The organism is Vibrio sp. B183 (assembly GCF_000740665.1).
In the GTDB taxonomy this organism is placed as follows: domain Bacteria; phylum Pseudomonadota; class Gammaproteobacteria; order Enterobacterales; family Vibrionaceae; genus Vibrio; species Vibrio coralliilyticus.
This window is the reverse complement of sequence record NZ_JPQB01000026.1, coordinates 138,830-163,259: the sequence shown is the minus strand read 5'-3', so window position 1 is coordinate 163,259 and position 24,430 is coordinate 138,830. Positions and strand designations below refer to the sequence as shown.

The 24,430-nt window shown below is 47.0% G+C and carries 22 protein-coding genes; 10 read left to right on the top strand and 12 right to left on the bottom strand.

From position 1 onward, the window contains the following. Window positions 1–16: 16 nt before the first annotated feature. A complete protein-coding gene (epmA, locus tag IX95_RS22740) occupies window positions 17–988 on the bottom strand; it encodes an elongation factor P--(R)-beta-lysine ligase (protein WP_021457303.1) in 972 nt (323 codons plus the stop codon). A 390-nt stretch (window positions 989–1,378) separates the two neighbouring features. Here epmA and frdA point away from each other — a divergent pair, with 390 nt between their 5' ends. The 4 genes from frdA to frdD are packed head-to-tail and all read left to right on the top strand — an operon-like array spanning window position 1,379 to window position 4,735. Continuing rightward, window positions 1,379–3,196, top strand: a complete 1,818-nt coding sequence (gene frdA / locus IX95_RS22735) for a fumarate reductase (quinol) flavoprotein subunit (RefSeq protein WP_038164256.1) — start codon at window positions 1,379–1,381, stop codon at window positions 3,194–3,196. Next, window positions 3,196–3,960 (top strand): succinate dehydrogenase/fumarate reductase iron-sulfur subunit, encoded by a 765-nt coding sequence (locus tag IX95_RS22730; protein WP_019276838.1) that lies wholly within the window; start codon window positions 3,196–3,198, stop codon window positions 3,958–3,960. The genes frdA and IX95_RS22730 overlap by 1 nt, the downstream gene beginning before the upstream one ends. A gap of 1 nt (window position 3,961) precedes the next feature. Further along, complete coding sequence (gene frdC, locus IX95_RS22725) at window positions 3,962–4,345, top strand: fumarate reductase subunit FrdC (RefSeq protein ID WP_038164253.1); 384 nt, start codon at window positions 3,962–3,964, stop codon at window positions 4,343–4,345. Between the two features lie 12 nt (window positions 4,346–4,357). Next, complete coding sequence (frdD, locus tag IX95_RS22720) at window positions 4,358–4,735, top strand: fumarate reductase subunit FrdD (protein WP_019276840.1); 378 nt, start codon at window positions 4,358–4,360, stop codon at window positions 4,733–4,735. A gap of 59 nt (window positions 4,736–4,794) precedes the next feature. On the opposite strand, the gene IX95_RS22715 is transcribed toward frdD, so the two are convergent. From IX95_RS22715 to priA, 6 genes are all read right to left on the bottom strand, one after another. After that, window positions 4,795–5,478, bottom strand: a complete 684-nt coding sequence (locus IX95_RS22715; protein ID WP_038164251.1) for a nitroreductase family protein — start codon at window positions 5,476–5,478, stop codon at window positions 4,795–4,797. A gap of 164 nt (window positions 5,479–5,642) precedes the next feature. Further along, window positions 5,643–6,977: an HslU--HslV peptidase ATPase subunit gene (gene hslU / locus IX95_RS22710; RefSeq protein WP_038164249.1), complete on the bottom strand. Its 1,335-nt coding sequence runs from the start codon at window positions 6,975–6,977 to the stop codon at window positions 5,643–5,645. Window positions 6,978–7,014: 37 nt separating this feature from the next. Further along, entirely contained in the window at window positions 7,015–7,560 is a 546-nt protein-coding gene (gene hslV / locus IX95_RS22705) for an ATP-dependent protease subunit HslV (RefSeq protein WP_006963336.1), read from the bottom strand. A gap of 161 nt (window positions 7,561–7,721) precedes the next feature. Next, window positions 7,722–8,270: an SPOR domain-containing protein gene (locus IX95_RS22700; protein ID WP_029236296.1), complete on the bottom strand. Its 549-nt coding sequence runs from the start codon at window positions 8,268–8,270 to the stop codon at window positions 7,722–7,724. A gap of 114 nt (window positions 8,271–8,384) precedes the next feature. Further along, window positions 8,385–9,392: a DNA-binding transcriptional regulator CytR gene (gene cytR / locus IX95_RS22695; RefSeq protein ID WP_006963339.1), complete on the bottom strand. Its 1,008-nt coding sequence runs from the start codon at window positions 9,390–9,392 to the stop codon at window positions 8,385–8,387. A 248-nt stretch (window positions 9,393–9,640) separates the two neighbouring features. Next, window positions 9,641–11,842, bottom strand: a complete 2,202-nt coding sequence (gene priA, locus IX95_RS22690; protein ID WP_038164247.1) for a primosomal protein N' — start codon at window positions 11,840–11,842, stop codon at window positions 9,641–9,643. Window positions 11,843–12,133: 291 nt separating this feature from the next. Here priA and rpmE point away from each other — a divergent pair, with 291 nt between their 5' ends. Together rpmE and IX95_RS22680 are read left to right on the top strand one after the other, a co-directional pair. After that, complete coding sequence (gene rpmE / locus IX95_RS22685; protein ID WP_019277580.1) at window positions 12,134–12,352, top strand: 50S ribosomal protein L31; 219 nt, start codon at window positions 12,134–12,136, stop codon at window positions 12,350–12,352. A gap of 251 nt (window positions 12,353–12,603) precedes the next feature. Further along, window positions 12,604–13,881, top strand: a complete 1,278-nt coding sequence (locus tag IX95_RS22680) for a malic enzyme-like NAD(P)-binding protein (protein WP_038164244.1) — start codon at window positions 12,604–12,606, stop codon at window positions 13,879–13,881. Between the two features lie 87 nt (window positions 13,882–13,968). On the opposite strand, the gene metJ is transcribed toward IX95_RS22680, so the two are convergent. After that, window positions 13,969–14,289, bottom strand: a complete 321-nt coding sequence (gene metJ / locus IX95_RS22675; RefSeq protein WP_006963343.1) for a met regulon transcriptional regulator MetJ — start codon at window positions 14,287–14,289, stop codon at window positions 13,969–13,971. Window positions 14,290–14,510: 221 nt separating this feature from the next. Between metJ and IX95_RS22670 the strand changes: the two genes are divergently transcribed. The 3 genes from IX95_RS22670 to metF all read left to right on the top strand — a co-directional run bounded on the left by IX95_RS22670 (window position 14,511) and on the right by metF (window position 19,184). Next, a complete protein-coding gene (locus IX95_RS22670) occupies window positions 14,511–15,680 on the top strand; it encodes an O-succinylhomoserine (thiol)-lyase (RefSeq protein WP_038164242.1) in 1,170 nt (389 codons plus the stop codon). Then, window positions 15,677–18,088, top strand: a complete 2,412-nt coding sequence (locus IX95_RS22665) for a bifunctional aspartate kinase/homoserine dehydrogenase II (protein ID WP_038164240.1) — start codon at window positions 15,677–15,679, stop codon at window positions 18,086–18,088. The genes IX95_RS22670 and IX95_RS22665 overlap by 4 nt, the downstream gene beginning before the upstream one ends. 205 nt (window positions 18,089–18,293) lie before the next feature. Further along, window positions 18,294–19,184 carry a methylenetetrahydrofolate reductase gene (gene metF / locus IX95_RS22660; protein WP_019277576.1) on the top strand — a complete coding sequence of 297 codons (891 nt, stop codon included), beginning with the start codon at window positions 18,294–18,296 and terminating at the stop codon, window positions 19,182–19,184. A 73-nt stretch (window positions 19,185–19,257) separates the two neighbouring features. Here the strand turns inward: metF and zapB are convergent, their stop codons facing one another. Continuing rightward, window positions 19,258–19,500, bottom strand: a complete 243-nt coding sequence (gene zapB / locus IX95_RS22655; RefSeq protein ID WP_021457293.1) for a cell division protein ZapB — start codon at window positions 19,498–19,500, stop codon at window positions 19,258–19,260. Window positions 19,501–19,804: 304 nt separating this feature from the next. Here zapB and glpX point away from each other — a divergent pair, with 304 nt between their 5' ends. Continuing rightward, window positions 19,805–20,812 carry a class II fructose-bisphosphatase gene (glpX, locus tag IX95_RS22645; RefSeq protein ID WP_038164235.1) on the top strand — a complete coding sequence of 336 codons (1,008 nt, stop codon included), beginning with the start codon at window positions 19,805–19,807 and terminating at the stop codon, window positions 20,810–20,812. Window positions 20,813–20,914: 102 nt separating this feature from the next. Here the strand turns inward: glpX and IX95_RS22640 are convergent, their stop codons facing one another. From IX95_RS22640 to IX95_RS22630, 3 genes are all read right to left on the bottom strand, one after another. Further along, complete coding sequence (locus IX95_RS22640; protein WP_019277574.1) at window positions 20,915–22,084, bottom strand: nucleotide sugar dehydrogenase; 1,170 nt, start codon at window positions 22,082–22,084, stop codon at window positions 20,915–20,917. Window positions 22,085–22,273: 189 nt separating this feature from the next. Continuing rightward, window positions 22,274–23,920, bottom strand: coding sequence for a chaperonin GroEL (gene groL / locus IX95_RS22635; protein WP_038164233.1), 1,647 nt, complete (start codon window positions 23,918–23,920; stop codon window positions 22,274–22,276). A 75-nt stretch (window positions 23,921–23,995) separates the two neighbouring features. Further along, window positions 23,996–24,286, bottom strand: coding sequence for a co-chaperone GroES (locus tag IX95_RS22630; RefSeq protein ID WP_019277572.1), 291 nt, complete (start codon window positions 24,284–24,286; stop codon window positions 23,996–23,998). Window positions 24,287–24,430 lie beyond the last annotated feature (144 nt).

Below are 24,430 nucleotides of genomic sequence, written 5' to 3'. Positions count from 1 at the left end.
TCAAGCCTTTTTACTATTACGCTCTAGGGAAAGGGAACGCCGTGACCTTATCAATATGCTCACTGCTAGTCGCTAGCATGATGAGGCGGTCGATACCTAATGCCACGCCCGCGCACTCGGGCAAGCCTGCTTCTAACGCTTTGATCAAATGGTTATCAATAGGCTGCGTATATAATCCCATTTCTTGTCGTTTAGCATTATCTGACTCAAAACGTTTAAGCTGCTCTGTTGCATTGTCTAGTTCATGGAAGCCATTTGCTAACTCTATTCCTTTAAAGTACACCTCAAAGCGGTCCGCAACGCGACTGTCTTGGCGGTTTATCTTTGCCAATGCGGCTTGTGACGCAGGAAAATCGTATACAAAGATAGGTACCTGTTGACCAATTTCAGGCTCAACACCAACACTAAATAATAGTTGCAGCAGGGTATCCCTGTCTTGCTCAGGTTGAGCAATATCACTGAGTCCGAGTTTATCAGCAGTCATCTTAAGCTCTTCCATCGACGCCTCTAAAGGACACACACTTAGCACTTGTAAAAAGGCCTGCTGATACGTTATACGCTCCGCTGCGCCAACGTTCAGAAGTCGCTGCAGTAGGTCATCCATTTCATCCATCAACTGGTGGTGATCAAATCCGACCCGATACCATTCAAGCATGGTGAATTCAGGGTTGTGATATCGACCATTTTCCTCATTTCGAAAAGACTTACAGATCTGGTAGATACAACCACTTCCCGCCGCAAGTAAGCGCTTCATATGGAATTCTGGGCTGGTCATCAGGTAGAGCTTCTTGCCTTTCGCATAGCCCGGGCCGACAAAATCAGTTTGAAATGTATGAAGGTGGATGTCCGTTACCGTCGCATGACTCATCGCTGGCGTATCAACTTCGAGGACATCTCTATCATCAAAAAACTGGCGTACCTGTCGAATTAAATTAGCTCGCTGCTTTAACTGTTCAATGCTTGCTGTGGGTTGCCAATCTGCCTGCATACCTAATCTCTCATGGTGCTTTATTGTGGCGAAAACTATCATCTTTCACTCAAAATGCAAATGAGTTGTACTTAGCCTGAAGCGCTTAAATCACGTCTCACAGCCAATAATTACTTCCATTAATCATTGGGGAAATTAATAACAAATCTCACTCGCAACATCCCCGTAACAGCTGGCACGGCAAAGGGTTAGTATCGATGTGGCTTTGCCGTGATAGCAATCACATAACCTATATTTTCTATGCTCTCATATGCATTACCGGAGCAAAAACCTAAATACATCAATTTTTCCATAATGATGCTCTTCTACACTAACCCTACCACTTTTGGGGAATTACCCATTTAACGATAACAAGCGGAATACTCCGCAAATTCACACTGGAGGATAACTGTGCAAACTATCACCACAGATATCGCAGTCATCGGCGCAGGCGGCGCTGGTCTTCGCACTGCTATTGCAGCAGCTGAAGCAAACCCTGATTTAGAAGTCGCACTAATTTCTAAAGTTTACCCAATGCGTTCTCACACGGTCGCAGCGGAGGGTGGCTCGGCAGCAGTTATCAAGGATGAAGATAGCCTAGACAACCACTTCAACGACACTGTTGGCGGTGGTGACTGGCTATGTGAACAGGACGTTGTTGAATATTTTGTAGAAAACGCGACTCGCGAAATGATCCAAATGGAGCAATGGGGCTGCCCATGGAGTCGTAAAGAAAACGGTGAAGTCAACGTACGCCGATTCGGTGGAATGAAAGTTGAGCGCACATGGTTCGCGGCTGATAAAACCGGCTTCCACATGCTTCACACCCTATTCCAGACATCAATGAAGTACGACAACATCAAACGCTTTGATGAGTACTTTGTGGTGGATCTGCTTGTCGATGAAGGCGAAGTGCAAGGTCTGATCGCCATTCACATGTCGGAAGGCGAACTGATCACTATCAAAGCCAAATCAGTAGTCCTAGCAACGGGTGGCGCAGGTCGAGTTTACCACTGCAACACCAATGGCGGCATCGTAACAGGTGATGGCATGGCAATGGCCTACCGTCATGGTGTACCTCTACGTGATATGGAGTTTGTTCAGTACCACCCAACAGGTCTTCCAGGCACAGGGATCCTGATGACTGAAGGCTGTCGTGGTGAAGGCGGTATCATCGTTAACAAGAATGGCTACCGTTACCTACAAGATTACGGCATGGGTCCTGAAACTCCAGTTGGCCAGCCAAAGAACAAATACATGGAACTTGGTCCTCGCGACAAGGTTTCACAGGCTTTCTGGCACGAGCAGCAGAAAGGCAACACCATTAAACATCCTCTAGGTGATGTGGTTCATCTAGACCTTCGCCACCTTGGTGAAGAGTACCTGCAAGAGCGTCTACCGTTTATCTGTGAGCTAGCGAAAGCTTACGTCAACGTTGATCCAGCAAAAGAGCCGATTCCAATCCGCCCTACCGTTCACTACACCATGGGTGGTATTGAAACTAACGGTGAATGTGAAACGCGGATTAAAGGCCTATTCGCAGTAGGCGAATGTGCTTCTGTTGGTCTGCACGGAGCAAACCGTCTAGGTTCTAACTCGCTGGCTGAGTTTGTGGTATTCGGCCGCGTTGCTGGTGAACAAGCGGTGAAACGTGCAGCGGAATTCAAAGGATGGAACGAAGAGTCTATTGCAGCTCAAGTCAAAGATGTTGAGCAGCGTATCGCAGCACTTATGAACCAAGAAGGCGATGAGAACTGGGCTAATATCCGCACTGAAATGGGTCACACCATGGAAGCAGGCTGTGGTATCTACCGCCAAGAAGATTTGATGCAAGCGACGATCGATAAGATTACTGAATTGAAAGCTCGCTACAAAAACATCAGCATCAAAGATAAAGGCAAAGTGTTCAACACTGACCTTCTTTACGCTATCGAAGTCGGTTACGGCCTAGAAGTCGCAGAAGCTATGGTTCACTCTGCCATCCTACGTAAAGAGTCTCGTGGCGCCCACCAGCGTCTAGACGATGGCTGTACTGAGCGTGATGACGTAGAGTTCCTCAAACACTCTCTGGCTTTCTTCCAACCAGATGCAGCGCCAAGTATCGACTACAGCAAGGTGACCATCACTAAGTCACAGCCTAAAGCTCGTCTATACGGTGAAGCCGCAGAGAAAGCAGCCGCTGAAGAAGCAGCAAAAGCGGCACAGAAGAACGCAGAGGAGCAAGCATAATGTCAGCAAATCGCATCCAAAAAGTAGAGATTCTGCGTTATGACCCTGAGAAAGACGCAGAACCGCATTTCCAGACCTTTGAAGTACCATTCGACGAAACTATGTCGACGCTTGATGCACTTGGCTACATCAAAGATAACCTAGATAAAGACCTGTCTTACCGTTGGTCTTGTCGTATGGCTATCTGTGGTTCATGCGGCATCATGGTTAACGGCGTGCCAAAGCTCGCTTGTAAAAGCTTCCTCCGCGATTACCCAAACGGTGTGAAGATCGAGCCATTAGCAAACTTCCCAATTGAGAAAGACTTGATTGTCGACATGACACCATTCATTGAGCGACTTGAAGCTATCAAGCCTTACATCATTGGTAACGATCGTAAACCTGAAGACGGCACTAACCTACAAACACCAGAGCAAATGGCCAAGTACAAGCAGTTCGCAGGTTGTATCAACTGTGGCCTGTGCTACGCAGCGTGTCCACAATTTGGTTTAAATCCTGAGTTTATCGGTCCTGCTGCACTGACTCTTGCCCATCGTTACAACCTCGATAGCCGCGATAACGGTAAAGATGAGCGTATGGCACTCATTAATGGCGAGAACGGTGCTTGGGGCTGTACCTTTGTGGGTTACTGTTCTGAAGTTTGTCCGAAGAATGTAGACCCTGCAGCAGCGGTAAACCAAGGTAAGGTCGAGTCTTCTATGGACTTCGTGATCTCAATGTTTAAGCCTGATGGCACACCAACAAAGACTGCACAGGAGGCGTAAGATGAGTAACCGTAAACCTTACGTTCGCGAGGTAAAACGAACTTGGTGGAAAGATCATCCGTTTTATCGCTTCTACATGCTGCGTGAAGCTACAGTATTACCGTTAGTCCTATTCACTTTGTTCCTGACTTTCGGCCTAGGGTCACTGGTGAAAGGCCCTGAAGCTTGGCAAGGCTGGTTAGAATTCATGGCGAACCCTATTGTCGTTGCGATCAATATCGTCGCTTTGCTGGGCAGCCTACTGCACGCACAGACCTTCTTCAGCATGATGCCGCAAGTTATGCCAATTCGTCTGAAAGGCAAACCTGTTGATAAGAAAATTATCGTTCTGACTCAATGGGCTGCTGTAGCATTTATTTCACTGGTTGTGCTAGTAATCGTATAAGGAGCTATGACTATGAAACCTAATTTTTCCGTAGATCGTGCTCCCAAGCGTTCTGATGAGCCTATCTGGTGGAGTCTATTTGGCGCAGGCGGTACTTGGTTTGCCATGATCACTCCGGTGACGGTATTGATACTTGGTATTCTTGTTCCCATAGGTGTAATTGATGCTGAAGCTATGAGCTACGAGCGTGTCACCGCATTTGCTACCAGCATTATCGGCGCTCTGTTTATCATTGGTACTCTCGCACTACCAATGTGGCATGCCATGCATCGTATTCATCACGGTATGCATGATCTCAAAATTCATGCGGGGCTAGCTGGGAAAATCGGCTGTTACGCCTTTGCTGGGCTTATCTCGGCCTTGAGCGTGATTTTTATCTTTATGCTCTGAGAATACTAGAATAAAAAAGCTGGCTTAATACCAGCTTTTTTATTGCGCTCAGTCCATCACTACTCAATGAAGGTTGCGATATCAGGCAAAGGTTTCTTGTGGGTCGCATGTTCAGGAATCGTTGCATCTTCAGCAGGATAACCCGTCACAATCAACATGTACGGCCTGTCTACATCGTTATCACGGCCACAAATCTTACTTAGAAAGCTCATTGGTTTAGGGGTATGCGTTAACGTTCCTAGGCCAGCGTTATGCAGTGCTTGCAGTAAAAAGCCCGTCGCGATACCGACCGACTCATGCACGTAATAATTGGTTTGCTCCCCATCATTGCTCATGCCACCTTTCTTCTGTGAAAAAACCGCAATTAGCCAAGGTGCTGTCTCAAGATAGGGTTTACTGGCGTGAGTCCCTAAGGGCTTTAAAGCATCCAGCCACTCCTGCCCTGCTCTACCCTCATAGAAAGAACGTTCTAACTCTTCTGCGGCTTGGCGGATTTGACCTTTCACTTCCGAACTGTTGATAGCGACAAAATGCCACGGCTGATGATTCGCTCCGCTCGGCGCCGTTCCGGCTGCACGGATGCAGTTCTCAATAATATCTTTCGCCACTGGGCGATCTGAAAAGCTGCGAATCGAATGGCGGCGTTTGAGCTGTTGATAATTCTGTTCAGCACGCGCGGACATTTCCTCGGCAGGAAATTCAATAAAATCGTTCAAAGGCGAGTGGGATTCTGTGGTCGACATGTTGCTTCCTTGCGCAGTTAGAGTCATTCCACTATAGCGTTCTTTGTCTATCTCGCGAGGTAGCAAATGGAGGGAAACCAAAGAGTGAGAGTGAACGCAAACTTCCTTCAACGATTAATAACAAAAAAACCGATCTTGCGATCGGCTTTTTCCTAGGGTACGGATTAAAGAATGAAACGACTTAGGTCTTCATCTTCTATTGTTTCACCTAACTTGGCTTTAACGTATTCGGCATCAATCTTCAGCTTAGAACCAGATTTATCCGTTGCTTCAAAAGAAATTTCATCCATCAAACGCTCCATCACCGTATGTAGTCGGCGAGCACCAATATTCTCAGTGGTTTCGTTCACTGTCCAAGCAGCTTCTGCAATTTGAGTGATACCCTCTTCCGTAAATTCGATATCCACGTCTTCCGTCTTCATTAGAGCAATATACTGCTCTGTCAGTGACGCTTTTGGCTCAGTCAGAATACGTTTGAAGTCATTACTTGAAAGCGCTTCTAGCTCGACACGAATTGGCAGACGACCTTGCAGCTCAGGGATGAGATCCGATGGCTTGGCCACCTGGAACGCGCCAGATGCCACAAATAGAATGTGGTCGGTTTTCACCATGCCGTGCTTAGTTGACACTGTGCTGCCTTCAATCAGAGGAAGCAGGTCACGCTGAACACCTTCGCGAGACACATCTGGGCCTGAGCTTTCGCCACGCTTACAAATTTTGTCAATCTCATCGATAAACACGATACCGTTGTTCTCAACGTTGAAGATAGCCTGTTCTTTCAGCTCTTCCTGATTAACCAGTTTCGCAGCTTCTTCTTCCGTCAGCGCCTTAAATGCATCTTTGATTTTCAGCTTACGTTTTTTCTTGGTATCGCCAGCTAAGTTTTGGAACATACCTTGAAGCTGATTAGTCATCTCCTCCATACCAGGAGGCGCCATGATTTCTACACCCATTTGCGGTGCAGCGACATCGACTTCGATCTCTTTGTCGTCTAGCTTGCCTTCGCGTAGTTTCTTACGGAAGATTTGACGCGTATTCGAAGAGCTTTCGTCTTGCTGCTCACTTTGACCCCAAGCATCTCGCGCTGGTGGTAAAAGCGCATCAAGAACACGTTCTTCTGCTTGCTCTTCGGCACGGAATTTAACTTTTTCCATCGCTTGCTGATGCGTCATCTTAATAGCGACATCCGTCAGATCGCGAATGATAGTCTCGACTTCTTTACCAACGTAACCCACTTCAGTAAATTTCGTTGCTTCTACTTTAATAAACGGTGCATTGGCCAGTTTAGCTAAACGACGGGCAATCTCCGTTTTACCAACACCAGTTGGACCAATCATCAGAATGTTCTTTGGTGTGACTTCAACGCGTAAGCTTTCTTCAAGCTGCATACGGCGCCAGCGGTTACGCAGTGCAATGGCCACTGAGCGTTTCGCGTTATCCTGACCAATGATATGGCGGTTAAGTTCATGAACAATTTCGCGGGGAGTCATTTCAGACATAATCAAATTCCTTAAATTCGGTAGCCACTATCTTGGGTTATTCAGCGTTAAGTTCAGCTGGGATTTCTAGTTCTTCGATAGTGTGGTGATGATTGGTAAACACACAGATATCACCAGCAATTTTTAGTGATTTCTCCGCGATGTCACGAGCATCTAGCTCTGTGTTCTCTAGTAAAGCGGTCGCCGCTGCTTGGGCGAAATTACCACCAGAGCCAATCGCAATCAGATCGTTCTCAGGCTGAACCACATCACCATTACCAGTGATGATAAGCGAGGCAGTTTCGTCAGCTACCGCAAGCAGAGCTTCAAGTTTGCGTAACGCACGGTCACTGCGCCAGTCTTTGGCCAACTCAACAGCAGCTTTAGTTAAGTGACCTTGGTGCATTTGCAGTTTGCTTTCAAACTTTTCAAACAGCGTAAATGCGTCTGCGGTACCACCAGCAAAGCCAGCAAGCACTTTGTTGTTGTACAAACGACGTACTTTACGTGCGTTGCCTTTCATCACAGTGTTACCCAGTGATACTTGTCCATCGCCGGCAATGACGACTTTGTTGTTTCGACGTACAGATACAATAGTAGTCACGAGTAGAGCCTCATAATTATTTTCATCTTGGTGTTAAGAGATATATGAGGCTGGCTTACGGGGAATTCAAGGGCAGCAGTGGCTGGGATTACGCTCCACGTTGAGAGCGTGTTCTATCTACAATCCAATGAACAAAAAACGAGCCTGATGGCTCGTTTTCTTTACTGACTGTCTTTCCAAATGGCACAAGGCTCAATCTTGGCCCTCTGAAGTTTGTGCTTATCTCGTTCAGCGTCACGTTTGAACTTATATGGCCCGAGCACAACGCGATACCACTTGCTGCCTTCTTTCTTACGGATCTTACTGTTGATACCTTGAAAGGCTATATCCAGCTTACGCGCTTCGGCTTGAGAAGCATTGGTGTACGCGCCACACTGCATGATATATGGGATCTCAGACACTACCTGCTTTTTCGCCGTGACTTCGATTTCACGACTCGGCAGAGAATCAACGTAGTCCCATTTCTCTTCCGGAGGAGGAGGAAGCACCTTTTCTGCCTTTGGTTTTGGCTTAGGCTTGCTTTGCTGCACAACTGGTTGTGGCGGCTCAGGATCATTACTCAACGTATAAAGCCCGTAACCAAAACCACCTACCAGTAGAATCGCTAACAATCCACTGCGCCAGGGTTTTCTTTTTGGTGCCGACTTTTTACGCGCTGGTTTACGTCCGCTGTTACCACGGCCGCGTTTCACATAATCTCTATTTGCCACTGCTGTACATCAATGTCTGTTACCTCTGCCGCTATGGTAATGCAGAATGCACCCTGATTACAGAGGGGAAATGGAAGCGGCGCATCAAAATGCGCCGCTGAGTGAAAGCAATCGTCAGATGACTCGCGGTGGAGCAGCGCTTTCCCTGACAACCAGCTGAGTTTCTAGCAATCGAGAGCCAGCACGAACGTCATGACCGCGCAACAACTCCAGCATCATCAACATCGCCTGTCGGCCAATTTCGTAACGCGGCTGAGAAATCGTCGTCAGTGGTGGATCGCAGTACTGAGCAAACTGAATATCATCAAAGCCAACGACTGACAGATCTTGCGGGACGCGCAAGCCCAGCTTCTTCGCTTCTTGAATCGCCCCGATGGCCATCGCATCATTGTGACAGAAAATAGCCGTTGGCGGCTCGGGTAAAGCCAACAATTGTCTGACGGCTTTCGCACCATCTTCAAACGAGAAGTCACCGTAGATACAGTAATTCGGGTTCATACTGATGCCGGCTCGGCGTAGCGCTTGCTGGTAACCTTGGTAGCGGAACTGGCATAGTACCGCAGAACTAGGACCCGAAATCTGAGCAATGCGCTTGTGACCCATCTGCGTAAGATAGTTCACCGCTTCAAATGCTGATGTCAGGTTATCAATGTGTACCGTTGGCAGCTCCAGTTCAGGTGCAAACTCACACGCCATCACCATAGGCGGCAGGTTTTTCTGCTCAGGTTTACTGACGTCAAACGGCAGGTCGGTACCAAGCAGCAACATTCCATCGGCCTGCTTAGTAAAGACAAGATTGACAAAAGAACTCTCACGCTTTTTCTGCTGACCACTGTCTCCCAGCAGCACGATGTAGCCATGTTCCATCGCAGCGTCTTCAATCCCACGGATGATCTCGGTGTAGTAGGGATCACAAATATCCGGGATGATTGCAATTATGGTTTTGGACTCATTTCGGCGCAGGTTACGCGCCAGAGAATTTGGTGAATATCCGGCTTCTAAAACTGCATCTTCGACCCGCTTCCTTGTGGCTGAAGATACTTTTTCCGGGTTCATTAGAGCACGCGATACTGTTGCAGTTGAAACGCCTGCCAGCTGAGCAACATCCTTCATTGTCGCCATATATTAATTACCCTCTTCATTTCCTAAACACGGTAGCGCCTAGTGCCACCTAAACCGATATTGATGAGCTAAAACCCATTCTTATGTTTATTGCCTATAGCAATCGTTTACCTGTCTTATATCACCCAACCTTTTCAATTGAGCTAATCCATAGTTTATTCATTTCGAAACAGAAAGTTACGGGAAGATTAACAAATTTAAATCCCGAGACGAGACGTGAATCACAATTAAATGAAAAAGGTGAGAAATTAGCTCAAATCCTGCGGCTCAATATCTAAAGACCAACGTACCTTTTTCGCATTCGGTAACATTTGGATCGCCGGTTTCGCACTAGAAAGTAACTTTTGCATGGTTGGCCGAGTTTGCGTCTGCAACATTAATTGCCAACGATGTTTACCGGCACGTTTTGCCAGTGGTGCCGGAGTGGGCCCCAAAACCTGACAATACCCATCAAAAAGCGGGTGGGCTTCTAAGGTATGACGAACCTGACGCAAAAATGCTTCCACGTGTTGGGAGTTATTCGCCTCAGCACGGAACAAGGTCAGATAAGAATAAGGAGGCAACATGGCAAATTTGCGTTCCTGCAATGCGGTCTCGGCAAAATGTCGATAGCTTTTGGTCAGCAGAGCCTGAAGCAAGCTGTGTTCAGGGTGATGCGTTTGTAGGATCACCTCTCCCGGCTTGCTGGCACGCCCTGCTCGCCCTGCCACCTGAATAAACAGCTGAGCCAAACGCTCCGATGCTCTGAAGTCACTACTGTATAGCGAACCATCGACATCCAACAGCGCCACCAAAGTCACATCGGGGAAGTGGTGGCCTTTCGCCAACATTTGGGTGCCAATCAATATCTGGTACTTGCCGCTGCGAATGTCTCCGAGAGCCGATTCCAGACTGCCTTTGCGCCGAGTGCTGTCACGGTCAATACGAATGGTTTTATACTCTGGAAAAAGCTCACCCAGCTGTGCTTCAAGCTGCTCTGTCCCTACTCCCACGGTGACCAGGTTTGACGAACCACACCCCTGACATTGATAAATAGTAGGCTGCTGGGAACCACAATGATGGCAACGAATCTCATTGCTGTATTGGTGATAGGTATAGTAAGCGTCGCATCGTTTACATTCTGCAATCCAACCGCAATCATGGCACATCAAAGCTGGCGAAAAACCGCGACGATTGAGGAACAACATTACCTGATTACCGGCACTGAGATGTTGACGCATTTCCGCAATCAGAGAGGCGGATAAACCACTTTCCAGATACTGGCCTTTCACATCCAGTACCTTGTTTGTCGTCGGAACAGCATTACCGGCGCGCTCGGTCAGTGTCAGATGGTGGTACTTGCCCGATAATGCATTATGCAGAGTTTCCAATGCCGGTGTCGCAGAGCCTAGTACAATTGGAATTTGTTCTTTGTTGGCTCGCATTACAGCAACATCGCGCGCATGATAGCGAAGGCTGTCTTGCTGTTTATAAGAAGCATCATGTTCTTCATCAACAATGATGATGCCGAGATCAGCAAAAGGCGTCAGTAGTGCTGAACGCGTGCCAATCACGATGCCAGCGGCTTTATCTCGGGCACTTAACCACGCGTTCAATCTTTCGCTGTCGTTGAGCCCTGAATGAATCACTTCGACTGGTACATCAAACCTGTGGCGAAAGCGGTTAATGGTTTGTGGCGTCAGGCCAATTTCCGGTACCAGCACGAGAGCTTGCCGCCCTTTCTCCAACACTGGCTTGATAAGGTTCAGATAAACTTCTGTCTTACCTGAACCGGTCACTCCTTCCAGTAAGAAACAACCAAAACCATCAAAGCTATTCACGGTCGCAATAGCGACAGCCTGCTCTTCGTTAAGCTTTGGCTTGTCCACATCTACTTCAACCTGCCGACTCCAATCGCGAATCTCCGGTTTGCACTCTATCGACTCAACCCAGCCTTTCTCTTGCAAGGTTTTGAGAACGCTGGAGCTGACTTCTTCATCAATGAAGTGCTGGTGTGGTACTGAACCACTTTCAAGCATATGCATGACCTTAGCTTGCTTGACGGCTCGGCCAAAACCTAACATCAGTTGGTTACGCCCAGCTGCGGTTAACTGCCACTCCACCAGCGTTGCAAAATCCGCCTCTTTACCCTTACGAAGTGCACTTGGCATCGCATTGAGCAAGGTATCTCCAAGAGGATACTGATAAAACTGACTGCACCATTGCAACAACTCGTAGAGGCTACCGGGCCACACAGGCTGAGAATCCAGCACTTGTTTTAACGGTTTGAGCTTGTCAAAACTGAACTCAGACTGATTCACCAACGCCGTGACCACACCAACCAGCGTCTGACGCCCAAAGGGGACAGACACGCGCCCACCGATAATAGGAAACAGGTGAGCAGGAATCTGATAGTCAAACTGTTTGTCGAGCGGTACAGGTAAGGCTACTCGGGCAATCGTCGGTCGCATATAGGCTTAAAACAAAATGAAAGGAACGTAATTAGTCTAAGGGAAAAGCGCTAAGCGGGGAAGCGACAGCATCGCTAACTCGATTTCTAGCATGGATAACCATCAGCGGCTAAAAAAGTAGCAACTTTATTGGTAAATCGGTTGATCCCTGAGGCCGTATTCATTACTATATCGCGCCTTAGTGATATGGCTTGTTTTTGAACAGCGATATCCCAAGTGAAATTTTATTAACTACGTGTGGTGTCCGGCTTAGAATCGGATAGCGACACGGCCTATTTTAGAGGTTTTCCCATGAAAGTTGGTATCCACCCAGAATACAAAGCAGTTAAAGCAACTTGTTCTTGCGGTAACTCTTTCGAGTTCAACTCAACTCTAACTAAAGAGTCAATCCACCTAGACGTATGTGACAAATGTCACCCATTCTACACTGGTAAGCAGCGTATCGTTGATACTGGCGGCCGTGTAGATCGCTTCAACAAGCGTTTCGGTGCTCTTTCTTCTAAGAAGTAATCTCTTTTTAGACGAAGAGAAAAGGACGCTACGGCGTCCTTTTTTGTTATCTGCTTCTTCAGCTATTCATTCAGAGTAATATCTTCCACTGTTTGATATTCGCTAGCCATATCTCTACCCATCTGGTCTTATCTCCAGTCATTTAGCACATTTTATTGGTTTAGCTCGCATTCTGACCTAGGCAGCTTGACTTAGTTACTCTAGAATGGATTTCCCCCTATCCTAATTATTATTAACGAGTACCTACACCTATGTCCGATGACAATAGCCAAGAACTATCCCCTGAAGAACAATTCCGTCAGCAAGCGCTGGATTACCATGCTTACCCAACAGCAGGTAAAATTTCGGTTGAGCTGACAACACCAGCCGAAACGGCAGGTGATCTGGCGTTAGCGTACAGCCCAGGCGTGGCTGAGCCTGTACGTGAAATTGCACAGAATGCAGATAATGTCTACAAGTACACCTCTAAAGGCAACATGGTAGCGGTTATCTCTAACGGAACAGCAATTCTTGGTCTTGGTAACTTAGGTCCGCTGGCATCAAAGCCAGTCATGGAAGGTAAATCTCTCTTGTTCAAACGCTTTGCTGGTTTGGACTCTATCGACATTGAAGTCAAACACCGCACAATCGAAGAATTCGTCGATACGGTAGCTAACATTGCCGATACATTTGGCGGCATCAACCTTGAAGACATCAAAGCGCCAGATTGTTTTGAAATTGAAAAGCAGTTGATTGAGCGCTGTGATGTGCCGGTTTTTCACGATGACCAACACGGCACAGCAATCGTAACCGCAGCAGGCATGCTTAACGCGATTGAACTGCAAGGCAAAAAGCTAGAAGACGCTACGATTGTATGTCTTGGCGCTGGTGCTGCCGCAGTGGCTTGTATGGAGCTACTGATCAAATGTGGTGCAATGCGTGAAAAGATCTACATGCTTGACCGCAAAGGCGTTATCCACACTCGCCGTGATGATCTCAACGAGTACAAACAGCTATTTGCGAATAACACTGACAAGCGTACGCTGGAAGATGTTATTGAAGGTGCAGACCTGTTCTTAGGCGTATCTGGCCCGAACTTGCTCGCTCCTGAAGCACTAAAACTGATGGCTGACAAACCTGTTGTCTTCGCGTGTTCAAACCCAGATCCGGAAATCAAACCAGAGCTGGCGCATGAAGTTCGTGATGATTTAATCATGGGTACAGGTCGCAGCGACTACCCGAACCAAGTAAACAACGTACTGTGTTTCCCATTCATCTTCCGTGGTGCTCTTGACGTTCGTGCTAGCGAAATCAACGATGAAATGAAACTCGCTGCAGTAGACGCCATTCGTGAACTGGCGAAAGAAGAAGTTCCAGAGGAAGTATTGAAAGCCGCTGGCGTGGATAAGCTGGAATTTGGTCCTGGTTACATCATTCCTAAACCGATGGACTCTCGCCTATTACCACGTGTTGCAAAAGCGGTGGCTCTAGCAGCAGTAGAGTCAGGTGTGGCTCGCATTGAAATGCCAGAGAACTACATGGAAGTGTAAGCGTTCCTCTCTGCAACAAAAAAACCGCTGAACATTCAGCGGTTTTTTAGTTTTCAGCAAAATAAAAACCAGGCGCGCTGCCAGTTGTTACTCTTCATCATACGCTTCGAATTCAATGCCCATCTCAGTCATGAGTTTTTTCACTTCCGCGGGAATATCATCTGGGCGATCTTTACGCAAATCTTCATCGGTAGGTAATGGCTGGCCTGTATAAGCATGTAAAAACGCTTCACAAAGCAGCTCACTGTTCGTCGCATGGCGCAGGTTATTAATCTGACGACGCGTTCGCTCATCAGTTAAAACCTTCAATACTTTCAATGGAATAGAAACCGTAATCTTCTTTACTTGTTCGCTTTTCTTTCCATGTTCAGCATACGGACTAATGTATTCGCCGTTCCAATCTGCCATTGCGCACCTTTATGATTCATTATGTATAAAATTAGAAAGCGTAATTTTAGCGGGATTTATGGCCACAAGCAAAGACATATAGACGTCTAGAAGTGTTGACGTCTTAAAAAATGAGAAGTAAAGTGAAGAGATATACGATTGGAATAACATATATCTAACATCCGGCAAACAGGTATAGTGTAATCTCCAGCCAAGTCACTACAGTTCGAAAGGAAACACTTATGAGCGCCCGTAAACCAGCCACAATCGCGGTACGTACTGGTATCGAGTCAGACACTCAGCATCATGCCGTTGTGCCACCTATTTACCTCTCGACTAACTACGGATTTCCCGCCTTCGGTGAAGTGCCAAAATATGACTACACTCGCTCGGGTAACCCAAACCGTGGCTTATTAGAAAAAACTCTGTATGAGCTGGAGTCTGGTAAAGGTGCGGTAGTGACCAACTGTGGAACCTCAGCGTTAAACTTATGGGTCTCTGCATTTCTTGGCCCAGATGACCTGATCATCGCGCCACACGATTGCTACGGCGGAACGTATCGTTTGTTTAACACCCGCGCTCAGAAAGGTGACTTCAAGGTTCAGTTTGTCGATCAGTCTGATCAAAAAGCCTTGGACGACGCTATAGCAAAGAAACCTAAACTGATTCTGTTGGAAACACCGTCTAATCCTCTGGTTCGCGTAGTCGACATTGCCGCAGTATGTGAAAAAGCCCGCCAGGTTGGTGCTCTGGTCGGCGTCGATAATACCTTTTTGACACCTGTGTTCCAAAAGCCTCTTGAACTCGGCGCTGACTTCGTCATTCACTCGACGACCAAGTACATTAACGGTCATTCTGACGTCATCGGTGGCGTGGTGATCACCAAAACTGAGCAGCATGCTGAAGATCTTGCTTGGTGGGGCAACTGTATCGGTGCTACCGGCACACCATTCGACAGCTACATGACATTACGCGGTATTCGAACTCTGGGTGCACGCATGAAAGTACATGAAGAGAGTTCAGCACACATTCTCAATTACCTACAGTCTCAGTCTCTGGTAGGTAACATCTATCACCCAAGCTTGCCGGAGCACCCGGGCCACGAGATTGCGAAAAAGCAGCAGTCTGGATTCGGCTCTATGCTCAGCTTTGAGTTTGCAGGCAGCTTTGAGCAGCTCAAACATTTTGTTGGTGAGCTAGAACTGTTCTCGCTCGCCGAATCACTTGGCGGTGTGGAGAGCCTGATTTGCCACCCTGCGTCAATGACACACCGAGCAATGGGTGAAACCGCATTAGCAGAAGCCGGAGTCTCACAGCAGCTGCTCCGCCTTTCTGTCGGCCTCGAAGACGCTGATGACCTGATTGCCGATCTAGAACAGGCATTCAGTAAAACTCAGGAGGCGTTGTCATGAGCCAGCAGCGTCAATTGCATAAATTTGGCGGCAGTAGCCTCGCGGATCCAGAGTGTTACCGCCGCGTAGTTAATATTCTCAAAGAGTATTCTAATCAAGAAGATTTAATTGTTGTCTCAGCGGCAGGCAAGACCACCAATCGTTTGATTGAGTTTTTAGACTTTCTTAACAAAGACGGTCGCCTCGCCCACGAAGCCTTGCAGTCATTACGTCAGTTTCAGGTACAGCTGGTCGAAGACCTGTTACAAGGTGAAAGCCAAGAGCAGCTTCTTGCCACACTCAACGACGAATTCAGCACACTGGGTGAGCTAACAGCTCCCTTAACGACTGCCGAGCGCGCAGCCGTATTAGGTCACGGAGAGGTTTGGTCTTCTCGATTGCTGGCGGCATTACTGAATCAAAATGACCTACAGGCCGTTGCTCAGGATGCAAGAGCCTTCCTACGTGCCGAAGCCGGCACACAACCAGAGGTTGACCGAGGCACGTCCTATCCGCTGATCAAGGAAGTACTCGCTCAACACGCCCATCACCGCGTTGTGATCACAGGCTTTATGGCACAGGATGACCAAAGCCATACAATTCTGCTTGGTCGTAATGGTTCAGATTACTCCGCCACTGTCATTGGTGCGCTAGCCGAAGTAAAACGCGTGACCATCTGGAGTGACGTCGCAGGTGTCTACAGCGCAGACCCACGTTTAGTCTCAGATGCATGCCTTCTGCCTCTACTGCGCCTTGATGAAGCCAGCGAATTAGCCCGACTTGCTGCGCCAGTCTTGCACAGCCGCACCCTTCAGCCGGTCGCGCAAAGTGCGATGGACTTGCACCTACGTTGCAGCTATGAGCCAGAAGATGGCTCCACACGCATTGAACGCGTGCTGGCCTCAGGTCGCGGCGCTAAAATCATTTCTTCATTGAAAGAAGTGCTGCTTATCCAACTCAACTTTGCCTCTGGCCACGATTTCAGTCGCCTTGAACAAGAAACACTTGCAGGGCTGAAACGCGCTCAACTTGAGCCACTGACCTATGAAACACAGGAAGACCAACAAACACTGCGCTTAGCGTATACCGCTGAGATTGCAGGCGGCGCACTCGAATACCTCCAAGACGCCGCGATAGAAGCAGAAATCAAGCTCAAAGAAGGCTATTCGTTGATTGCAGCAGTCGGTGCAGGCGTAACTAAAAATGCCAACCACTGCTACGGTTTCTACCAGAAGCTTAAGTCTTCTCCTGTGGAGTTTATTTCAGAATCTCAGTCCGGATTAAGCTTGGTCGCTGTACTGCGCAGTACGGATACTTCTGTTTTGGTCAAATCGATCCACAGCCAGTTATTTCAAGCTCAGAAACGTGTCGGCATTGCTCTGTGTGGCAAAGGCAATATTGGCTCGAGCTGGCTTGAACTTTTTGCTGAGCAAAAAGCAGAGCTAGAAAAACGCCGCGGCATGAACTTCGAACTGGTTGCTGTCGTTGGCAGTCAAAACTACTGGTTTAATCCTAAAGGTATTGATGCCAGTACCGTCAGCGCTCACTACGAAGAAGAAGCGATTGAGTATCAAGGCGATGAGTGGGTAAGAAAGCTTGGCGCGATTCAGGGTTACGATGACGTCGTTGTGCTCGATGTGACGGCTAGCCAACAACTAGCCAAGCGTTACCTAAATATTGCAGAGCAAGGTATGCACCTAATCTCTGCCAATAAAGTCGCTGGCTCCGCATCCAGTGATTATTATCACCAGGTGCAAGATGCCTTCGCTAAGATCAACCGCCACTGGCTTTACAATGCAACTGTCGGAGCTGGTTTACCGATCAACCACACGGTGAAAGATTTACGTGAAAGTGGCGATGACATCCATGCCTTATCAGGCATTTTCTCTGGCACGCTTTCTTGGTTGTTCCAACAGTATGACGGCAACGTGCCTTTTGCAGAGCTAGTGGATCTCGCTTGGCAGCAAGGCTTGACGGAACCGGACCCGCGCTGCGATCTGGATGGCTCTGATGTAATGCGTAAGCTAGTTATCTTAGCGCGTGAGGCCGGGCTCGATCTGGAACCAGAAGCGGTTAAAGTTGAAAGCTTGGTTCCTGCTGAGCTTGCCGATCTGTCGCTGGATGATTTCCTCGATAAAAGCCAACTATTAAGTGAACTGTTAGCCGAGCGTTTAGAGAAAGCTCAGCGCGAAGACAAGATACTGCGCTACGTCGCAAGACTGGAGAAGAACGGTTCCGCAACGGTCGGTGTTGAAGCGCTAAGTAAAGAACATGCTCTGGCTAACTTGCTGCCATGTGACAACATCTTCGCCATCGAAAGCAAATGGTACAAGGATAACCCACTGGTCATTCGCGGCCCCGGCGCAGGCCGAGAGGTAACCGCAGGTGCAATTCAGTCTGACCTCAACCTTCTTTCCAGCTTCTTATAATTGAATAAAGCGCAGCTAAGGGCTGCGTTTTTTCTTTCTCAGTCATACCATTACCTATCAAGTTGAAAACGTCTAATATTTAACTTGAAAAAAATTCATAATCGCACTGTTGACTTTAAATCGTATTCAATACATTCTGTGGACATATAGACGTCTAAACGTCGATTTGAGTTTTGTGGTCCAATTGCCACATGGAGAGAGTAAGATGGGATATACGCACGCCGGCCATATAGATGCCTTAAACCAGAATATTGCGGAACTTTCTGACAACATCAATGTGTCATTTGAGTTTTTTCCACCCAGCAGTGAAAAAATGGAAGAAACCCTATGGAACTCAGTCCATCGCCTCAAAACGCTAAAACCTAAATTCGTTTCTGTCACTTACGGTGCGAACTCAGGTGAACGTGATCGCACACACTCCATCATTAAAGAAATTAAAGCTGAAACAGGGCTAGTTGCCGCTCCCCACCTAACGTGTATTGACGCGTCACGTGAAGAGCTAGCACGTATTGCTGATGATTACTGGGCGAACGGTATTCAGAGCATCGTCGCGCTGCGTGGTGACATCCCACCGGGCGGCGGTAAGCCAGAAATGTACGCCTCCGATCTGGTGAAATTGCTTAAAGAGCGTCACGATTTTGATATCTCCGTTGCCGCTTTCCCAGAAGTGCACCCAGAAGCCAAAAGTGCGCAGGCGGATCTACTTAACCTCAAACGTAAAGTAGATGCAGGCGCAAACCGCGCTATTACTCAGTTCTTCTTTGACGTTGAAAGCTATCTTCGTTTCCGTGACCGCTGTGTCGCAGCAGGCATCGACGTTGAAATCGTACCGGGTATTTTACCTGTTTCGAACTTTAAGCAAGCGTCACGCTTTGCCGCTCAGAACAATGTTAAAGTACCAAGCTGGATGGCGAAACAGTTTGAGGGCTTGGATGATGACCCGACAACGCGCCAGCTGGTTGGAGCAAGCCAAGCCATCGACATGATTCGAGTGCTGAGCCGTGAAGGTGTGAAAGACTTCCACTTCTACACACTGAACCGTGCAGAAATGACCTACGCGCTGTGCCATACGTTAGGCGTGCGCCCTCAGGTGTAACCTGAACACTCACTATTCCTCTAAAAACGTAAAAAGGGTAGCCATGGCTACCCTTTTTGTCATTAGACGATGCTTACTCTACTTCGTCCATTTTACCTAGCAAGCTACGAATACGCTCCTGCCAAGCAGAATGCTCTTGTTGCATCTGCTGCGCTTTTTGTTCGATCTCTTCACGGCTAGAACGAAGCTCATTTGCTTCTACTGCCAGCTTCTCTTTTTCTTCTTTCAGCTCTTCCACTTCCATTTGTAGAAGTGCAATGGTGTCAACTGCAGTTTGGATTTTCGCTTCTAGTTTTTCTAGTACTTCAAAAGACATCTTAGCCTACCTTGTATTGTCCGGTTATTGTGAAGAGCTTTCTCCACCTAATGTCCTCATTCTACTCAGGCAGAGAGTGATAAACACGCCCTATATTCTATATTTCGCACCATTCGGTCAAAAAAACAGCATACATTGACAATGCACTGACGGAGAAGCGCTGAGGCCAAATTTTTTGTCGATTTTCACCTCATTTTGATCGAGTTCAATTCCGCTGAGCGAAAATGGCAAACGTTTACTTACAACTATGCTAAAATCCTGCGCGTTTAATTCATTCCCCCTATTCTCTATATTTGGAGTCATCATGAGACGCGATTTGGCAATGGCATTTTCCCGAGTAACAGAAGGCGCCGCATTGGCTGGTTATAAATGGCTAGGGCGTGGTGACAAAAATGCGGCCGACGGTGCTGCCGTTGAAGTGATGCGAATCCTGCTCAACAAGACCGATATCAGCGGTGAAATTGTGATTGGTGAAGGCGAGATTGATGATGCGCCTATGCTCTACATTGGTGAAAACGTCGGAATCGGCGGTGATGAAGTCGATATTGCAGTCGATCCCATTGAAGGCACACGTATGACGGCTATGGGGCAATCAAATGCGTTAGCAGTACTCGCAGCTGGCGAGAAAGGCAGCTTCCTAAAAGCACCTGACATGTACATGGAAAAGTTGGTCGTAGGTCCAGGAGCGAAAGGCTGTATCGACCTTAATAAGCCACTGAAAGACAATCTAGAGAATATCGCTCAAGCGTTGAATAAAACGCTAGATACGTTAGTCGTCATTACGCTTGCTAAGCCACGCCATGACCAAGTGATTGCGGAGATGCAGGCAATGGGAGTGCGTGTGTTTGCCGTACCAGATGGCGATGTAGCCGCTTCGATTCTGACATGTATGCCTGACAGCGAAGTTGATGCAATGTACTGTATTGGCGGCGCACCTGAAGGGGTGGTGTCTGCTGCAGTCATCCGCGCTCTGGATGGTGACATGCATGGCCGTTTACTGCCTCGTCATGAAGTCAAAGGCGATACAGAAGAAAACCGCATTTACGGCACAGCAGAGCTAACACGCTGTAAAGAAATGGGCGTAGAAGCAAATGTCGTACTCACTTTGGAAGACATGGCGAAGAGTGATAATGTGGTCTTCTCAGCAACGGGGATTACTAAAGGTGACCTGCTCGAAGGCATCACTCGCCAAGGTAACATTGCCACAACAGAAACGCTGCTTATCCGTGGTCGATGCCGCACCATTCGCCGTATTAAGTCCACTCATTATCTTGAGCGCAAAGATGCAGAAGTAAGAGAGATTATTCTCTAGGTTAGAAGGTATTGTCGGTGAGTAGATAAACTTCTTAACCTATAGCACAGAACTCAGATACGAAAACGGAGCCTAAAAGCTCCGTTTGAATAACTACTTTGACTAAGAGTCAGAGCCAAACAGATCTCTTGTATAAACTTTATCAGCAACATCAAGGAGCTCATCCGCCATCCTATTTGAAACGATCACATCAGATTTCAATTTAAAGGCGTCTATATCTCGTACAACTTCCGAATGGAAGAACTCATCCTCTTCTAGCACTGGCTCATACACAACCACAGTAATACCTTTGGCTTTCAAACGCTTCATAATGCCTTGTATCGATGAAGCGCGGAAGTTATCAGAACCTGCCTTCATTATTAACCGATAAATACCTACAACTTTTGGATTTCGTTTCAAAATCGAGTCAGCAATATAATCTTTACGTGTACGGTTAGCATCAACTATCGCTCCGATTATATTGTTAGGAACGTCTTCGTAGTTAGCTAAAAGTTGTTTCGTATCTTTAGGTAAACAATACCCACCATACCCAAATGAAGGATTATTGTAATGATTACCAATTCTAGGGTCTAATCCGACACCTTGTATTATCTGACGAGCATCTAAACCATGTGCTTCTGCATATGAATCTAACTCATTAAAATATGCCACACGCATTGCAAGGTAAGTGTTAGAGAATAACTTCACAGCTTCAGCTTCTGTCGAGTTGGTTAATAACACTTCAATATCTTGCTTTTTGGCTCCTTCGATAAGTAATTTTGCAAACTCTCGAGCACGATCACTCTGCTCGCCGACAATAATTCTCGAGGGATATAGGTTATCATGAAGCGCTTTACCTTCTCGTAGAAACTCTGGTGAAAAAATGAGATTATTACATTGCAGGTCTTGCTTAACTCTCTCTGTATACCCAACGGGTACAGTAGACTTGATAACCATAACTGCTTGAGGGTTTATTTCCATCACATCTTTAATAACAGATTCTACTGATGAAGTGTTAAAGTAATTGGTCTCTGGATCATAGTCTGTTGGTGTAGCTATAACTACAAATCTGGCACCGGCATAAGCGTATTCCCGATCTGTCGTTGCTTCGAAGTCTAATGACTTATTTGCCAAAAAGTCTTCTATTTCGGTATCAACAATCGGGGATACTTTGTTATTCAACAGCTCCACTTTTTGCTCAATCACATCTAAAGCAACAACTTCATGATTTTGAGCTAACAACATCGCATTTGATAGACCAACATAACCTGTACCAACAACCGCAACTTTCACAACGCACTCCGTTATATATTGATGGAAGAGTCAGCTCTCTTTCCATTTGCATTAGAAAACCTAGACATAATAACACCACATACAGGTAGGAGTTACTGTTAACACCGATGTCTAAGCTATTTTGTGGCAAAACAAAACGGAGACCAAAGTCTCCGTTTTTACTTATTAAGCTAAGTAGCTCACGGGTAATTACATCATACCGCCCATACCACCCATGCCGCCCATGCCACCCATATCAGGCATCGCAGGTGCATCTTTCTGAGGTAGATCCGTAACCATCGCTTCTGTTGTGATCATTAGGCCAGCAACTGATGCCGCAAACTGAAGTGCAGAACGAGTTACTTTTGTTGGGTCTAGGATACCCATCTCAAGCATGTCGCCGTACTCACCCGTTGCTGCGTTGTAGCCGTAAGAACCTTCTCCACCTTTCACGTTGTTCGCTACCACTGACTCTTCGTCACCAGCGTTTGTAGTGATTTGACGGATTGGTGCTTCCATTGCACGAAGTGCAACGCGGATACCAACGTTTTGCTCTTCGTTATCACCTTGAAGTTCAGTGATCTTAGAAGCTGCGCGGATCAGTGCTACACCACCACCAGCTACTACGCCTTCTTCAACGGCAGCGCGAGTTGCATGAAGCGCATCTTCTACGCGATCTTTCTTCTCTTTCATTTCAACTTCAGTCGCAGCGCCAACTTTGATAACTGCAACACCGCCGGCTAGTTTAGCAACGCGCTCTTGTAGCTTCTCTTTGTCGTAGTCTGAAGTTGCTTCTTCGATTTGCTGACGGATTTGAGCAACACGACCAGAGATCATTGCTTCTTCACCAATGCCATCGATGATAGTTGTGTTTTCTTTAGTGATCGCAACACGCTTCGCTTGACCTAGGTCTTCTAGAACTACTTTTTCCAGCTCTAGACCCACTTCTTCAGAAATTACTGTACCGCCCGTTAGGATAGCGATGTCTTGTAGCATAGCTTTACGACGGTCACCAAAACCAGGCGCCTTAACAGCCGCTACTTTCACGATGCCACGCATGTTGTTCACAACTAGAGTTGCTAGCGCTTCGCCTTCTACATCTTCAGCGATAATCAGAAGTGGACGAGATGCTTTTGCTACCGCTTCTAGAGTCGGAAGAAGTTCGCGAATGTTAGAAACTTTCTTGTCGATCAGAAGAATGAATGGGTTTTCAAGGTCAACAGAACCTGCTTCTTGGTTGTTGATGAAGTAAGGTGATAGATAACCGCGGTCGAACTGCATACCTTCAACAACATCTAACTCATCTTGTAGAGCTTGACCTTCTTCAACCGTGATAACACCATCACGACCTACTTTCTCCATCGCTTCAGCAATGATGTTACCTACGCTTGAATCGGAGTTTGCAGAGATAGTACCTACCTGAGCAATCGCCTTAGTGTCTTCACATGGGACTGAAAGCGCTTTTAGCTCTTCAACAGCAGCAACAACTGCTTTGTCGATGCCACGTTTGAGATCCATTGGGTTCATGCCAGCAGCAACCGCTTTCAGGCCTTCGTTAACGATAGCTTGAGCAAGTACTGTTGCAGTTGTTGTACCGTCACCCGCAGCGTCGTTTGCTTGAGACGCTACCTCTTTAACCATTTGCGCACCCATGTTTTGGAACTTGTCTTCAAGTTCAATTTCGCGCGCTACAGATACACCATCTTTAGTAATTGTTGGTGCACCGAAAGATTTGTCTAGAACAACATTACGGCCTTTAGGACCAAGTGTTACTTTTACCGCGTCAGCCAGAACGTTTACACCCTCTAGCATTTTTACGCGTGCGTCGTTACCAAATTTAACGTCTTTAGCAGCCATCTTTAGTTTCCTTTTCTAAATTCTTTGTTGTGATTTTCAGCTGAATCTGAGCAAAAAATTACTCAATGATTGCTATTATTCAACGATTGCCATGATGTCGTTTTCAGACATAACTAGCACTTCTTTACCATCGATTTTTTCAGTCTTAGTACCGTAACCTTCAGCGAAGATAACAGTGTCGCCAACTTTAACGTCCAACGGTAGCACAGTACCGTTTTCTAGAATGCGGCCTTTACCTACAGCTAGAATTACGCCGCGAGTTGATTTCTCTGCAGCAGAACCAGTCAGAACAATACCACCCGCTGATTTAGACTCAACTTCTTGGCGTTCTACGATAACTCGGTCGTGTAATGGACGAATGTTCATCGGTCGTCTCTCCTGAAAATTTCCATGTTGTTTGATAATTGCCTTGCGCGAAAGCACAAGGCTTCAAAGTCTTGTGCTAACTATATGAGGGACAAAGTAGGGAAACCCAAGGGGGAGGTGTGTGGATTTTTGTGATCTGGTTCA